Origin of the sequence: Salmonella sp. 5800 (assembly GCF_046558195.1) — a bacterium.
Lineage (GTDB): Bacteria > Pseudomonadota > Gammaproteobacteria > Enterobacterales > Enterobacteriaceae > Salmonella > Salmonella enterica.
This window is the reverse complement of record NZ_JBGDOX010000018.1, coordinates 13,023-26,215: the sequence shown is the minus strand read 5'-3', so window position 1 is coordinate 26,215 and position 13,193 is coordinate 13,023. Positions and strand designations below refer to the sequence as shown.

The 13,193-nt window shown below is 51.2% G+C and carries 18 protein-coding genes and 1 pseudogene; 6 read left to right on the top strand and 13 right to left on the bottom strand.

The window, feature by feature from the left end; all coding sequences use genetic code 11:
- Positions 1–311: 311 nt before the first annotated feature.
- On the top strand, positions 312–866 hold the full coding sequence (locus tag ACLJZ5_RS21700; RefSeq protein ID WP_001285635.1) for a gamma carbonic anhydrase family protein: 555 nt from the start codon (positions 312–314) through the stop codon (positions 864–866).
- Here ACLJZ5_RS21700 and ACLJZ5_RS21695 read toward each other — a convergent pair.
- From ACLJZ5_RS21695 to dprA, 6 genes are read right to left on the bottom strand one after another with little or no spacing between them, the layout of a single operon-like run.
- Positions 842–1,099, bottom strand: a complete 258-nt coding sequence (locus ACLJZ5_RS21695; protein ID WP_024797592.1) for a DUF1488 domain-containing protein — start codon at positions 1,097–1,099, stop codon at positions 842–844. The genes ACLJZ5_RS21700 and ACLJZ5_RS21695 overlap by 25 nt on opposite strands.
- Entirely contained in the window at positions 1,096–1,914 is an 819-nt protein-coding gene (aroE, locus tag ACLJZ5_RS21690) for a shikimate dehydrogenase (RefSeq protein WP_024797593.1), read from the bottom strand. Before aroE ends, ACLJZ5_RS21695 begins: the two co-directional genes overlap by 4 nt.
- 4 nt (positions 1,915–1,918) lie before the next feature.
- Positions 1,919–2,491: an L-threonylcarbamoyladenylate synthase type 1 TsaC gene (gene tsaC, locus ACLJZ5_RS21685; RefSeq protein ID WP_001063621.1), complete on the bottom strand. Its 573-nt coding sequence runs from the start codon at positions 2,489–2,491 to the stop codon at positions 1,919–1,921.
- Positions 2,492–2,495: 4 nt separating this feature from the next.
- Positions 2,496–3,038, bottom strand: coding sequence for a type I DNA topoisomerase (locus ACLJZ5_RS21680; RefSeq protein ID WP_001129708.1), 543 nt, complete (start codon positions 3,036–3,038; stop codon positions 2,496–2,498).
- A 26-nt stretch (positions 3,039–3,064) separates the two neighbouring features.
- On the bottom strand, positions 3,065–3,538 hold the full coding sequence (gene smg, locus ACLJZ5_RS21675; protein WP_000460663.1) for a DUF494 family protein Smg: 474 nt from the start codon (positions 3,536–3,538) through the stop codon (positions 3,065–3,067).
- Positions 3,510–4,634 (bottom strand): DNA-protecting protein DprA, encoded by a 1,125-nt coding sequence (gene dprA / locus ACLJZ5_RS21670; RefSeq protein WP_024797594.1) that lies wholly within the window; start codon positions 4,632–4,634, stop codon positions 3,510–3,512. Before dprA ends, smg begins: the two co-directional genes overlap by 29 nt.
- Positions 4,635–4,765: 131 nt before the next feature.
- Here dprA and def point away from each other — a divergent pair, with 131 nt between their 5' ends.
- The 5 genes from def (at position 4,766) to mscL (ending at position 9,532) form a co-directional block, all read left to right on the top strand.
- Positions 4,766–5,275 (top strand): peptide deformylase, encoded by a 510-nt coding sequence (gene def, locus ACLJZ5_RS21665; protein ID WP_000114987.1) that lies wholly within the window; start codon positions 4,766–4,768, stop codon positions 5,273–5,275.
- A 15-nt stretch (positions 5,276–5,290) separates the two neighbouring features.
- Complete coding sequence (gene fmt, locus ACLJZ5_RS21660) at positions 5,291–6,238, top strand: methionyl-tRNA formyltransferase (RefSeq protein ID WP_001285174.1); 948 nt, start codon at positions 5,291–5,293, stop codon at positions 6,236–6,238.
- A 51-nt stretch (positions 6,239–6,289) separates the two neighbouring features.
- Positions 6,290–7,579: a 16S rRNA (cytosine(967)-C(5))-methyltransferase RsmB gene (gene rsmB / locus ACLJZ5_RS21655; RefSeq protein ID WP_024797595.1), complete on the top strand. Its 1,290-nt coding sequence runs from the start codon at positions 6,290–6,292 to the stop codon at positions 7,577–7,579.
- A 21-nt stretch (positions 7,580–7,600) separates the two neighbouring features.
- Positions 7,601–8,977: a Trk system potassium transporter TrkA gene (gene trkA / locus ACLJZ5_RS21650; RefSeq protein ID WP_000691374.1), complete on the top strand. Its 1,377-nt coding sequence runs from the start codon at positions 7,601–7,603 to the stop codon at positions 8,975–8,977.
- A 141-nt stretch (positions 8,978–9,118) separates the two neighbouring features.
- Positions 9,119–9,532, top strand: a complete 414-nt coding sequence (mscL, locus tag ACLJZ5_RS21645) for a large-conductance mechanosensitive channel protein MscL (protein ID WP_000008119.1) — start codon at positions 9,119–9,121, stop codon at positions 9,530–9,532.
- A 1-nt stretch (position 9,533) separates the two neighbouring features.
- Here mscL and ACLJZ5_RS21640 read toward each other — a convergent pair.
- The 7 genes and pseudogenes from ACLJZ5_RS21640 to rpsK all read right to left on the bottom strand — a co-directional run.
- Positions 9,534–9,737: pseudogene (locus ACLJZ5_RS21640) on the bottom strand (alternative ribosome-rescue factor A); the annotation flags it as partial.
- Positions 9,738–9,794: 57 nt separating this feature from the next.
- A complete protein-coding gene (gene zntR / locus ACLJZ5_RS21635; protein ID WP_000285588.1) occupies positions 9,795–10,220 on the bottom strand; it encodes a Zn(2+)-responsive transcriptional regulator in 426 nt (141 codons plus the stop codon).
- 10 nt (positions 10,221–10,230) lie between these two features.
- Positions 10,231–10,599 carry a DUF1992 domain-containing protein gene (locus ACLJZ5_RS21630; RefSeq protein WP_024797596.1) on the bottom strand — a complete coding sequence of 123 codons (369 nt, stop codon included), beginning with the start codon at positions 10,597–10,599 and terminating at the stop codon, positions 10,231–10,233.
- Positions 10,600–10,706: 107 nt separating this feature from the next.
- Positions 10,707–11,090: a 50S ribosomal protein L17 gene (rplQ, locus tag ACLJZ5_RS21625; RefSeq protein WP_001216370.1), complete on the bottom strand. Its 384-nt coding sequence runs from the start codon at positions 11,088–11,090 to the stop codon at positions 10,707–10,709.
- Positions 11,091–11,130: 40 nt separating this feature from the next.
- On the bottom strand, positions 11,131–12,120 hold the full coding sequence (locus tag ACLJZ5_RS21620) for a DNA-directed RNA polymerase subunit alpha (protein WP_001162094.1): 990 nt from the start codon (positions 12,118–12,120) through the stop codon (positions 11,131–11,133).
- 25 nt (positions 12,121–12,145) lie between these two features.
- Entirely contained in the window at positions 12,146–12,766 is a 621-nt protein-coding gene (rpsD, locus tag ACLJZ5_RS21615) for a 30S ribosomal protein S4 (protein ID WP_000135226.1), read from the bottom strand.
- A gap of 33 nt (positions 12,767–12,799) precedes the next feature.
- Positions 12,800–13,189: a 30S ribosomal protein S11 gene (rpsK, locus tag ACLJZ5_RS21610; protein ID WP_001029758.1), complete on the bottom strand. Its 390-nt coding sequence runs from the start codon at positions 13,187–13,189 to the stop codon at positions 12,800–12,802.
- Positions 13,190–13,193 lie beyond the last annotated feature (4 nt).

Here is a 13,193-nt window from a genome sequence, read left to right as displayed (position 1 = left end):
CTCACCGTCGCGAGGTGGCGTATATTACGCTTTCCTCTTTCAGAGTCAACCCTGAATTTCAGGATTTTTCTCTTCAACCGACCGGCTGTTTGTGTGAAGTGATTCACATCCGCCGTGTCGATGGAGGCGCATTATAGGGATCCCATTTTTTTGCACAAGCGTTTTTTGGATCTTTTTTTCTGTTTGTTGATTTTTCATCCCTTTCGCTCCATTCCTGCACAAAGTGGCGATTTTTTGATGCTATCTCCCCTTGCACAACGCCATTAAAGCAACCAAAGTCTTCATGACTATTCATTTATGATGAGGTAGACATGTCTGACACATTACGTCCTTATAAGGATCTTTTTCCTGAAATCGGTCAGCGCGTGATGATCGATACCAGCAGCGTGGTTATTGGCGATGTCCGTCTGGCGGATGATGTCGGGATCTGGCCGCTTGTGGTGATTCGCGGCGATGTGAATTACGTTGCGATAGGGGCTCGTACGAACATTCAGGATGGCAGCGTTCTTCACGTAACCCACAAGTCTCCATCCAATCCACACGGCAACCCCTTAATCATTGGCGAAGATGTTACCGTTGGCCATAAAGTTATGCTGCACGGCTGTACCATCGGTAACCGCGTACTGGTCGGTATGGGCTCCATTGTGCTGGATGGTGCGATAATAGAAGATGACGTAATGATTGGCGCGGGAAGCCTGGTGCCGCAGCACAAACGGCTGGAAAGCGGCTATTTATATCTTGGCAGTCCGGTAAAACAGATCCGCCCCCTGAGCGATGCTGAGAGATCGGGTCTGCAGTACTCCGCCAATAACTATGTAAAATGGAAAGACGACTATCTTTCTCAGGATAACCATATCCAACCGTGATCGTCTTCCTGCTGGGCCAGGATTAATGCTTCCGCCTCTTCTTCCAGGTCCCAGCGATACTCACGAAAAATGGCCAGCCATTGCTCCACTGTTTCTCCACCAAAGCGATACGCCAGTACATCTTTTTTTATTGCACACGTGAGTTGCATCCCATTAACCAGGGCGGGAAAGATGATAGCACTGGCGGCAGTATCCCATTCTTCGCGGTCAGGAAATTGTATGGCCTGGTTCACGCTAATAATTCCTGCTGTAGCAGCTCAATCACTGGCTCGACCTGCGGTAATACACCGTGCCAAAGCAAAACGGCATGTGCAGCCTGCCCCACCAGCATTCCCAGCCCATCTGCGTAGCGTTTTGCGCCCTGTTGTACACACCAGGAGAGAAATGGCGTATTCCCTTTTTGATAGAACATGTCATAGCAACAGAGGGAAGGGTGAATAAGTGACGCCGGAATCGCCGGGATTTCGCCCCGTATGCCGCTGGAGGTCGCATTAATAATCAGGTCAAACTCACAACCATCCAGCTTGTCCATATCCGTGGCATGAACGCTGCCGGTATGAGCAAAGATTTTCGCCAACGCTTCGGCACGTGAAGCTGTACGGTTAGTGATAGTGACCGCGCAATCCAAAGAAAGCAGGGGTAACAGCACGCCCCGGGATGCGCCGCCCGCGCCAATCAGCAAAATACGCAATCCTGGGCGGATAAAATTTAAACGTTCGAGATCGCTTAATAAACCGATACCGTCAGTATTGTCGCCAAGCAAACGACCATCTTCCAGCCGTTTTAATGTATTGACGGCTCCCGCCAGCGATGCTCGTTCCGTTAACTCATCCGATCGCGCAAACGCCTCCTCTTTAAAAGGTACTGTGATGTTTGCGCCTTTTCCCCCTGCCGCGAAAAAGGCATCAAGCGCATTAATGAAATTATTAATAGGGGCCAGCACGCGACCATAGGGGTGAACAATATCTAGCTGCTGAGCAAACTGCTGATGAATAAATGGCGATTTGCTGTGAGCAATCGGATTTCCAAAAACAGCATAGGTTTCCATCATATTACCCCTGTCGAAACAGTTCGCCCGTCAGAGCATCGCGAATTTCTGAAGGATTTAAACGCCCACCCGTTGCGCCTTCAACCACCGGAAAATCATCGCCAAATTGCGCACGTACCTCTTCAACGGTACGACATGGCGGTAATCCGCTCAGATTGGCGCTGGTGGAAACCAGCGGTTTGCCATACGCATTGCATAGCGCGACCACCAGCGGGTGGTTGGTAACACGAACGGCCAGGGAATCAAAACGCCCCGTGAGCCAACGCGGCGTTGTCGCGGGCGCAGGAAAAACAAACGTTACCGGCCCGGGCCAGCAATCAAATACCGCTTTACGCTGTGCGGCGGTAAGTATGCTGTCATCAATATAAGGTTTTAACTGCTCAAAGCTGGCGGCAATCAAAATGAGTCCCTTATCGACGGGCCGTTGTTTTAACGCCAGCAGGCGCGTAACGGCTGTTTCACTATCGGGATCGCAGCCGACGCCGAAAACGGCTTCTGTTGGATAAGCGATGACATTTTCTTTATTCAGGAGATCTACCGCTGCGACGATAGATCCTGTTGGCAGGTTATTATTCACTTGTTTATTCCACCGGAACCGGCTTTCCACATTGTTTACTGGCGCAAAAGCGCTTCACGCCCTGCGCGGTTTTCTTTTCGATGAGTAGCGGATAATGGCACTCGGGGCATTCCCCCGCAACCGGTGTGAAGTTAATGACGAACTGACATTCCGGGTAGCGATCGCAGGAATGAAAGATTTTACCGTAACGAGAACGGCGCTGGACCAAATGTCCTTGCTGGCAGGCTGGACAGGCAATCGCCGTTTCATCCGGTTTATCAATAACCACTGTATGTTCACATTGCGGATACTGACTGCATCCGATGAACATGCCAAAGCGCCCCTGACGCAGCACCAGTACGGCGCCACACTCAGGGCACAGTTGCCCCTCCAGAATTTTAACGATATGTCCGTCCGCCTGACTTTTCAGCGGACGAACGTAATCGCATTCCGGATAGCGAGAACAGCCGAGAAACGGACCATGTTTCCCGGAGCGAATTACCAGTTCGGCCCCGCACTGCGGGCAGGGCTCATTTTTACGCACCGAAAACAGTGCTGATTTAGCCATATTCACTCATGCAGCATTAACACCTATCAATGCAGCATACCTTCATTTACCTCAAAGAGTAATTCTTCCATTTGCTGATAGGCGTTTTCACAGCCCGGAATGTTGAATAACACCATCAAAATAACCCATTTCAAGTCTTCCAGGTCAAACTCTGCGGTATCCAGCGCCAGCACACGCTCAATCACCATTTCTCGTGTTTCGAGGTTTAGCACCTGAATCTGCTCAAGGAATAACAGGAACCCCCGGCAACTGGCATCAAGCCTTTCACACTCTTCAACCGTATAAATGCGCATTGAAAGAGGGTCGGAAGCAAGTTGCATGGGTTCCGCGAGGCCATCCTGATAGTCAGCGAGTTTTTCCAGCCACAGCAGCGCATTGTAGATGTCTTCGCGATCAAACCCAGCGTCGGTGAGATCACGCTCCAGTCTGTCCTGATCCACGCGCAGCTCGGCTTCGTTATGGATGTATGTTTCAAACAAATACATTAGTACGTCGAACATGGCTTGCCCTCCTTAATCGGACATAGCCGCCGGGTACAGCTGCGATCCATCCTGCTAACTCCAGTTCGAGTAGCTGAGCCACTACCGCTGGCACAGGTTGGCCGGCACGTTCAGCGACGACGTCAACAGGTGTTACCTCATCTCCTACGTTAGCCAGGAGCTCAGGAAATGGCAATGCCGCCTCATCCTGATTTAGTGAATAAAGTGAATTTTCCGCCGTAGTTGGCAACCAGTGTAAGCCGTATTGCAAATTTTCCAGAATATCCTCCGGCGTCGTCACAAGCGTGGCCCCTTGTTTAATTAACCAGTGCGTTCCTTCGCTTCCCGGACTACCGATAGGGCCTGGTAATGCAAAAACGTCCCGCCCCTGTTCAAGCGCGCAGCGCGCCGTCACCAACGAACCGCTGCGCAACGCCGCCTCAATCACCAGCACGCCTTTGCTCAGTCCGCTGATAATGCGGTTTCTGCGAGGAAAATTTTGCGGTAGCGGAGGCGTTGAAAGCGGAAATTCTGAGACCACTGCGCCGCCGGTGGCAATCAAGTTTTCAGCCAGCACGGCATGTCGGCGAGGATAAATCTTTGCCAAACCATTCCCTAACACCGCTACACTTTTTCCCCCCATACTCACCGCGGCGTTGTGTGCTACGCCATCAATTCCCCGGGCAAGGCCGCTGGTGATCGTCAAACCGCTTTTCGCAAGGCTTTCGCAAAGCAGACGTCCCCAGCGTTCTCCATACCAGGAGTGGCTCCGGCTTCCTACGACGGCAAGTTGGCAGGTATGCAGACAGGCAGGATCGCCGTCAATAAAAATAGCGCCGGGATAATCGTCAATAGCACGCAGCTGGGGAGGATAAATTTCACTATCCGCACACAGAAAATGGTGCTGCGGTAGTTCAAGCCAGCGTAATGTCTCATCAAGCACACCTGCTGGAAGCTGTAAAAAACGTTCAGCTTGCCGCGCGGTAAGACCAGCTTTCTGAAGGTGCGTGCGATTTATCTGAGGCTGGCGAATAAGCGAATTCGCCATGTTCAACATCGCCTCGCCATAAAGGTCGCCGACGTACATTAAACGTAACCAAATTTCGGTACGGGCCATCCTTTCCCTCCCCTGCCACAAGCAGTCTGAACAATCTTTGCGATTGGTCACTGATGCTGTCAATCAGGTGGGGATTTGTCTAGAATAGAGGTAATAATCTTTTCAACTCCTGAACACAACTCTGGATAATTATGTCAGTTTTGCAAGTGTTACATATTCCGGACGAGCGCCTTCGCAAAGTCGCAAAGCCGGTTGAAGAAGTGAATGCAGAAATTCAGCGTATCGTCGATGATATGTTCGAAACGATGTACGCGGAAGAAGGTATCGGTCTGGCCGCAACGCAGGTCGATATCCACCAGCGGATCATCGTGATTGACGTTTCGGAAAACCGCGACGAGCGCCTGGTACTCATTAACCCGGAATTGCTGGAGAAAAGTGGTGAAACGGGTATAGAAGAAGGCTGTCTGTCGATTCCGGAACAGCGCGCTTTAGTGCCGCGCGCCGAGAAAGTGAAAATCCGCGCGCTGGATCGCGACGGCAACCCGTTTGAGCTTGAAGCGGATGGTTTACTGGCAATCTGCATTCAGCATGAGATGGATCACCTGGTCGGTAAACTGTTTATCGATTATTTGTCGCCGCTGAAACAACAACGTATTCGTCAGAAAGTAGAAAAACTCGACCGCCTGAACGCCCGGGCTTAAAGGACAAGAACCAACGTGTCAGATTCACTACGTATTATTTTTGCGGGTACACCTGACTTTGCAGCGCGTCATCTCGACGCGCTGTTAACTTCTGGACATAACGTTGTCGGCGTATTTACCCAACCCGATCGTCCAGCAGGTCGCGGCAAAAAGTTGATGCCCAGCCCGGTAAAAGTGCTGGCGGAAGAAAAAGGCCTGCCCGTTTTCCAGCCCGTGTCGCTTCGTCCTCAGGAAAACCAGCAACTGGTTGCTGACTTACATGCCGACGTCATGGTTGTCGTAGCATATGGTCTGATTCTCCCAAAGGCAGTGCTGGATATGCCCCGTCTCGGATGTATCAACGTTCACGGTTCGCTGCTTCCACGCTGGCGCGGCGCGGCGCCTATTCAGCGCTCACTTTGGGCAGGCGATGCGGAAACCGGCGTCACAATTATGCAGATGGATGTAGGGCTGGATACCGGCGACATGCTGTATAAACTTGCGTGCCCGATTACCGCAGAAGATACCAGTGGCTCACTGTATAATAAGTTGGCTGAACTTGGCCCGCAGGGGTTAATTACCACACTAAAACAACTGGCGGACGGCACAGCGACGCCTGAAGCGCAGAATGAAGCGCTGGTCACTCATGCGGAAAAGCTCAGTAAAGAAGAAGCGCGTATTGACTGGTCTCTCTCCGCAGCACAGCTGGAGCGTTGCATTCGCGCCTTTAATCCGTGGCCAATGAGCTGGCTGGAAATCGACGGCCAGCCGGTAAAAGTCTGGCAGGCGTCCGTCATTGAGGACGCCACGCAGTCGCTGCCGGGAACCATTCTGGCCGCGACGAAACAGGGCATTCAGGTTGCAACAGGCAAGGGGATATTAAATTTGCTTTCGCTTCAGCCTGCCGGCAAAAAAGCGATGAGCGCCCAGGATCTGTTAAATTCACGCCGGGAATGGTTTATTCCTGGTAACCGTCTTGCCTGACGGTCACGTCTTTATAAGCCCGGTGTTACCGGGCATTTTTATTTTATACATATGAAAAAACAAAACAATTTACGTAGTCTGGCAGCACAGGCCGTTGAACAGGTCGTCGAGCAGGGACAATCATTAAGTAATGTGCTCCCGCCGCTGCAACAAAAAGTCGCCGATAAAGACAAAGCGCTACTTCAGGAGCTGTGCTTTGGCGTCCTGCGCACTCTTTCACAGCTGGAATGGCTGATCAATAAGCTGATGTCTCGTCCAATGACCGGCAAGCAGCGTACTGTGCATTACTTAATTATGGTCGGCTTTTATCAGTTGCTGTACACCCGCGTCCCTCCCCATGCGGCGCTGGCTGAAACCGTTGAAGGCGCGGTCGCCATCAAACGTCCGCAGTTGAAAGGGTTAATTAACGGCGTCCTGCGCCAGTTCCAGCGCCAGCAGGAAACGTTGCTTAATGAGTTTGCGACCAGCGATGCGCGCTTTTTACATCCCGGTTGGCTGGTAAAGCGTTTGCAAAATGCCTACCCCACACAGTGGCAACGCATTATTGAAGCGAATAACCAGCGTCCACCGATGTGGCTACGTGTAAATCGTACACACCACACCCGCGACGGTTGGCTTGGCTTACTTGAAGACGCAGGCATGAAGGGATATCCGCATCCCGATTATCCCGACGCTGTACGTCTGGAAACGCCAGCTCCGGTACATGCTTTACCCGGTTTTGCTGAGGGTTGGGTAACTGTCCAGGATGCCTCTGCGCAGGGATGTGCGGTTTTTCTCGCTCCTCAGAACGGTGAGCACATTTTAGACTTGTGCGCCGCGCCCGGCGGTAAAACCACGCATATTCTCGAAGTGGCCCCCGAAGCAGACGTGTTGGCGGTTGATATTGATGAACAACGACTCTCCCGCGTTTACGACAACCTAAAGCGTCTTGGGATGAAAGCGACAGTTAAACAAGGGGATGGACGTTATCCCGCCCAATGGTGCGGCGAGCAGCAGTTTGACCGTATTCTGCTGGATGCGCCCTGCTCCGCAACCGGCGTCATTCGCCGTCATCCAGATATCAAATGGCTGCGTCGCGATCGCGATATCGCGGAACTGGCGCAATTACAGGCGGAAATTCTTGATGCCGTCTGGCAGCGCCTGAAGCCCGGCGGGACGCTGGTTTACGCCACCTGTTCCGTACTGCCGGAAGAAAACCGCGATCAGATCAAAACCTTTTTGCAACGCACTCCCGATGCCGCGCTCAGAGAAACGGGAACACCTGATCAGCCAGGACAGCAAAATCTGCCGGGCGGCGAAGAAGGTGATGGGTTCTTTTACGCTAAGCTAATCAAGAAGTGATGAGATAACGGGCCACGACTGATGAAAATTATCATACTGGGCGCAGGGCAAGTTGGCGGAACACTGGCGGAAAACCTGGTCGGCGAAAACAACGACATCACGGTGGTTGATACCAACGGCGAACGGTTACGCAGTTTGCAAGATAAGTTCGATCTACGCGTAGTTCAGGGGCATGGTTCGCATCCCCGCGTGTTGCGCGAAGCGGGCGCTGACGATGCGGATATGCTGGTCGCTGTCACCAGTTCAGATGAAACTAATATGGTTGCCTGTCAGGTAGCCTATTCACTCTTCAACACTCCAAACCGTATCGCCCGCATTCGCTCCCCGGACTATGTTCGCGATGCGGATAAACTCTTTCATTCTGAAGCGGTTCCGATTGATCATCTGATCGCGCCGGAGCAGTTGGTTATCGATAATATTTATCGTCTGATCGAGTATCCGGGAGCATTACAGGTTGTAAACTTTGCCGAAGGGAAAGTCAGTCTGGCAGTAGTAAAAGCCTACTATGGCGGTCCACTAATAGGTAACGCGCTCTCGACAATGCGAGAGCATATGCCGCATATCGATACCCGCGTTGCCGCAATTTTCCGTCATGACAGACCAATCCGCCCTCAGGGTTCGACTATCGTGGAAGCAGGGGATGAAGTCTTCTTTATTGCGGCTTCACAGCATATCCGTGCAGTAATGAGCGAATTACAGCGTCTGGAAAAACCCTACAAGCGCATCATGCTGGTGGGCGGCGGCAATATCGGCGCCGGGCTGGCAAGGCGTCTGGAAAAAGACTATAGCGTTAAATTGATCGAACGCGATCAACAACGCGCCGCAGAACTGGCTGAGAAGCTGCAAAACACGATCGTCTTTTTTGGCGACGCTTCCGATCAGGAATTGCTGGCGGAGGAGCATATTGATCAGGTCGATCTCTTTATCGCGGTCACTAACGATGATGAAGCCAATATCATGTCCGCGATGTTGGCCAAGCGGATGGGCGCCAAGAAAGTCATGGTGCTAATTCAGCGCCGCGCTTATGTCGATCTTGTGCAGGGTAGCGTTATAGATATTGCGATTTCTCCGCAGCAGGCCACCATCTCTGCATTACTGAGCCATGTGCGTAAAGCAGATATCGTCGGCGTTTCCTCACTACGTCGCGGGGTTGCCGAAGCCATCGAAGCCGTCGCGCACGGCGATGAAAGCACTTCCCGCGTGGTTGGCCGCGTCATTGACGAAATAAAACTGCCGCCAGGCACCATTATTGGCGCGGTCGTTCGCGGTAATGATGTCATGATTGCTAATGACAATTTACGCATTGAACAAGGCGATCACGTCATTATGTTTTTGACCGATAAAAAGTTTATTACCGACGTCGAACGTCTGTTCCAGCCAAGTCCTTTCTTCCTCTAATTTAAGGGGCGCTCATTCAGCGCCCTTTTTAATTCCCTTTATTTATCAAGGTTTAATTTATTTCGCTAAACAGAAGCCGTAAATGGAAAATGCCTTAGCATTTGTTAAACTTATAACGTCAGCTGCATAGGGAGAATAAAAATGAGTTTTATTAAAGAATTTCGCGAATTCGCGATGCGCGGGAATGTTGTGGATTTGGCAGTGGGTGTCATTATTGGCGCGGCATTCGGTAAGATTGTTTCTTCACTGGTTGCCGATATCATTATGCCGCCGTTGGGATTGTTAATCGGCGGGATCGACTTTAAACAATTTGCTTTTACGTTACGCGAAGCGCAGGGAGATATTCCGGCGGTCGTCATGCATTACGGCGTGTTTATCCAGAACGTATTTGATTTTGTGATTGTGGCCTTTGCTATCTTTGTTGCCATTAAGCTTATCAACAGACTCAACCGTAAAAAAGCAGAAGAGCCGGCAGCTCCGCCAGCGCCTTCTAAAGAGGAAGTGTTATTGGGCGAAATCCGCGATCTGCTGAAAGAACAAAATAACCGTTCTTAATAAGCAGAAGGCCAGTGGTAAAAAAGTCACTTACTTTCTTGCCACTGGCCTCCCAGTTCCCTCGATTACTGTGTTTACCTTTGCGCAGATAGCTTCCTTTGCCTTTCTTATTTTTTTCAACGCGTTGCCTGAAAAGGGGATCGTGCAGTAATGCCTCAATGGCATTGTCCTTTATCTGCCCTTTCTTATGTTGATAACGACTCATAATGTCTCCCGATTGTATAAATTAACGGCGCGAGTGTAGCCCCGCCGGTTCAATAAATCAACATCCTGATTTCGCCCCACTGGCCCCCTGCTCCAGGGCTTCCAGAATGGAACAATAGACGCTACTGTGGGCCGTTCCACAACAAGCATCATTAAGCCTTTGTAACGAACGCTGCATCGTTTGCAGTTCCGCAATCCTGGCTTCAACCTCCTGCAATCGCTCTTGCACAATACTTTTTGACTCCTGACAGGTATGGTGCTCAGGATCAATTCGGATCGATAAAAGTTCGCGGATCGACTCAAGCGTGAAACCCAACTGCCGCGCATAACGAATAAACTTGAGACGCTGCAGATCGTTTTCGGTATACAGACGAAATCCGCCTTCAGTACGTACCTCATGATCCATCATCTGCTGTTTTTCATAGTAGCGAATGGTATCAGGCGTTACGTCTGCCAGCTTTGCCAGCTCACCAATGCGATACATACAAGCTCCGTTAATTATCGTTGATTTTATGCAGCAGTTTTTCCGCATACTCACCGTGTAAAAAGTCGGTACTCAACCCAGCCTGCCGAAGTTTTAGTTCAAGCAGCGAGAGCTGGCGACTAACCTGATGGTAACGAGGGTCATCTTCCCGGATACTGTTGAGGATATCAAGTAACTGAATAGCGTCTCTGCGCTGCTCCAGTTCAGGGGGAAGACAGCCCGCATTCTTGAGTAAGCGATAACCCGCACGAAGTTCCGCCGGCACATGAGAATCATCATCCAGAATAAGCGGCTCGCCGCGGCCAAGCAGATTATCAAACTCGCCTTTACGCTGTGCCTCGATAATATGACGCTCTGCCCACTGGTCAAGTAACCACATACGTCGCTCCAGGGATTGAACGAAAAGAATACAATTATTGTAGATATGTGGGGTTCAGGAGGGTATAAAAAAACCCGCCGAAGCGGGTTTTTTTACGTTACTACAGATTACTCTGCAGCAGCTTCTGTTTTCTCTGAACGATCAACCAGCTCGATGTATGCCATCGGCGCGTTGTCGCCTGCACGGAAGCCACACTTCAGAATGCGAGTGTAACCACCGGCGCGGCTCGCGAAACGCGGGCCCAGCTCGTTAAACAGTTTTGCCACGATCTCGTTATCACGAGTACGGGCGAATGCCAGACGACGATTAGCAACGCTATCAGTCTTGGCAAGAGTAATCAGCGGCTCAACTACGCGACGCAGCTCTTTCGCTTTAGGCAGGGTCGTCTTGATGATTTCATGACGAACCAGTGAACCTGCCATGTTGCGGAACATAGCCTGGCGATGGCTGCTGTTGCGGTTCAGTTGACGACCACTCTTACGATGGCGCATGACCTTATCCTTCTCAGTAAAACCTTAACCTGTGATCCGGTTACTCGTCAGCGATGCTTGCCGGTGGCCAGTTTTCCAGGCGCATACCCAGAGACAGTCCACGGGAAGCCAGCACGTCTTTAATCTCGGTAAGAGATTTTTTACCCAGGTTAGGCGTCTTAAGAAGCTCAACCTCGGTACGCTGTACCAGATCACCGATATAGTGGATAGCTTCTGCCTTGAGGCAGTTAGCAGAGCGGACAGTCAATTCCAGATCGTCAACAGGGCGCAGCAGGATCGGATCGAATTCTGGTTTCTCTTCTTTCACTTCCGGTTGACGTACATCACGTAAATCAACGAAAGCTTCCAGTTGTTCAGCCAGGATGGTTGCCGCACGACGAATCGCCTCTTCAGGATCGATTGTGCCGTTGGTTTCCATTTCGATGACCAGCTTGTCCAGGTCGGTACGCTGTTCTACACGCGCTGCTTCAACATTGTAGGCAATACGCTCTACAGGGCTGTAGCAGGCGTCGACCAGCAGACGGCCGATTGGGCGCTCATCTTCTTCCGAATGAATTCGGGTAGAAGCCGGCACATAACCACGACCGCGCTGAACTTTGATACGCATACTAATAGACGCGTTTTCATCGGTCAGGTGGCAGATCACGTGCTGCGGCTTGACGATTTCGACATCCCCATCATGGGTGATATCGGCTGCAGTCACAGGGCCAATGCCAGATTTATTCAAGGTAAGAATAACTTCATCTTTACCCTGAACTCTCACCGCCAGCCCTTTCAGGTTGAGCAGGATTTCCAGGATGTCTTCCTGAACGCCTTCTTTGGTGCTGTACTCATGTAGTACACCATCAATCTCAACCTCGGTCACCGCGCAACCCGGCATCGATGAGAGCAGAATACGGCGCAGTGCGTTACCCAGAGTATGGCCGAAGCCACGCTCTAAAGGCTCAAGGGTCACCTTGGCGTGCGTCGAACTCACTTGCTCGATATCTACCAGGCGCGGTTTTAGAAACTCTGTCACAGAACCCTGCATTGTGTCCTCTCTTTGGTACTAAGCTTTACTTGGAGTAAAGCTCGACGATCAGGTGTTCGTTAATGTCCGCAGACAGATCAGAACGCTCAGGCTTACGCTTGTACGTACCTTCCATCTTGCCAGCATCAACTTCCAGCCAGGTTGGCTTTTCACGCTGCTCAGCCAGCTCCAGAGCGGCTTTCACGCGAGACTGCTTCTTCGCTTTCTCACGAATGCTAACAACGTCATTCGGACTAACCTGATAAGAAGCGATGTTAACAACACGACCGTTTACCATAATTGCTTTATGGCTAACCAGCTGACGTGCTTCTGCACGAGTGGCGCCGAAGCCCATACGGTATACAACGTTGTCCAGACGACCTTCCAGCAGAGCCAACAGGTTTTCACCGGTGTTGCCTTTCAGACGTGCTGCTTCTTTGTAGTAGTTACGGAACTGACGCTCCAGCACACCGTAAATGCGGCGAACTTTTTGCTTTTCACGCAACTGCACACCATAGTCAGACAGACGCGGCTTACGCGCACCGTGCTGGCCAGGAGCTTGTTCAATTTTACACTTGGTATCGATCGCGCGAACGCCAGACTTAAGGAATAAGTCGGTGCCCTCACGACGGCTCAGCTTGAGCTTAGGACCCAAATATCTTGCCATTTTCTTTCTCCAACTAACCTGGAAAACGAAGCGTTATACGCGACGTTTTTTCGGCGGACGACAACCGTTATGAGGGATCGGAGTCACATCAGTAATATTAGTGATGCGGAAACCAGCGGCGTTCAGAGCACGAATAGTAGATTCGCGGCCTGGACCCGGACCTTTAACCATAACTTCCAGATTCTTGATACCGTATTCTTTCACGGCGTCAGCGCAACGCTCTGCTGCAACCTGAGCTGCAAACGGAGTGGATTTGCGAGAACCACGGAAACCGGAACCACCGGCTGTTGCCCAACCCAGCGCATTACCCTGACGATCGGTAATAGTCACGATGGTGTTGTTGAAAGAAGCATGGATATGAGCCACGCCGTCAGAGACTTGTTTTCTTACACGTTTACGTGCGCGAACTGGTGCCTTTGCCATTATT

Coding starts and splice junctions, on each gene's coding strand:
- ACLJZ5_RS21630 (WP_024797596.1), bottom strand. CDS start 10,599: ATGTGGTTACTTGACCAGTGGGCAGAGCGTCATATTATCGAGGCACAG.
- smg (WP_000460663.1), bottom strand. CDS start 3,538: ATGTTCGACGTACTAATGTATTTGTTTGAAACATACATCCATAACGAA.
- rpsK (WP_001029758.1), bottom strand. CDS start 13,189: ATGGCAAAGGCACCAGTTCGCGCACGTAAACGTGTAAGAAAACAAGTC.
- rpsD (WP_000135226.1), bottom strand. CDS start 12,766: ATGGCAAGATATTTGGGTCCTAAGCTCAAGCTGAGCCGTCGTGAGGGC.
- dprA (WP_024797594.1), bottom strand. CDS start 4,634: ATGGCCCGTACCGAAATTTGGTTACGTTTAATGTACGTCGGCGACCTT.
- aroE (WP_024797593.1), bottom strand. CDS start 1,914: ATGGAAACCTATGCTGTTTTTGGAAATCCGATTGCTCACAGCAAATCG.
- mscL (WP_000008119.1), top strand. CDS start 9,119: ATGAGTTTTATTAAAGAATTTCGCGAATTCGCGATGCGCGGGAATGTT.
- ACLJZ5_RS21680 (WP_001129708.1), bottom strand. CDS start 3,038: ATGGCTAAATCAGCACTGTTTTCGGTGCGTAAAAATGAGCCCTGCCCG.
- ACLJZ5_RS21620 (WP_001162094.1), bottom strand. CDS start 12,120: ATGCAGGGTTCTGTGACAGAGTTTCTAAAACCGCGCCTGGTAGATATC.
- trkA (WP_000691374.1), top strand. CDS start 7,601: ATGAAAATTATCATACTGGGCGCAGGGCAAGTTGGCGGAACACTGGCG.
- rplQ (WP_001216370.1), bottom strand. CDS start 11,090: ATGCGCCATCGTAAGAGTGGTCGTCAACTGAACCGCAACAGCAGCCAT.
- ACLJZ5_RS21700 (WP_001285635.1), top strand. CDS start 312: ATGTCTGACACATTACGTCCTTATAAGGATCTTTTTCCTGAAATCGGT.
- zntR (WP_000285588.1), bottom strand. CDS start 10,220: ATGTATCGCATTGGTGAGCTGGCAAAGCTGGCAGACGTAACGCCTGAT.
- rsmB (WP_024797595.1), top strand. CDS start 6,290: ATGAAAAAACAAAACAATTTACGTAGTCTGGCAGCACAGGCCGTTGAA.
- def (WP_000114987.1), top strand. CDS start 4,766: ATGTCAGTTTTGCAAGTGTTACATATTCCGGACGAGCGCCTTCGCAAA.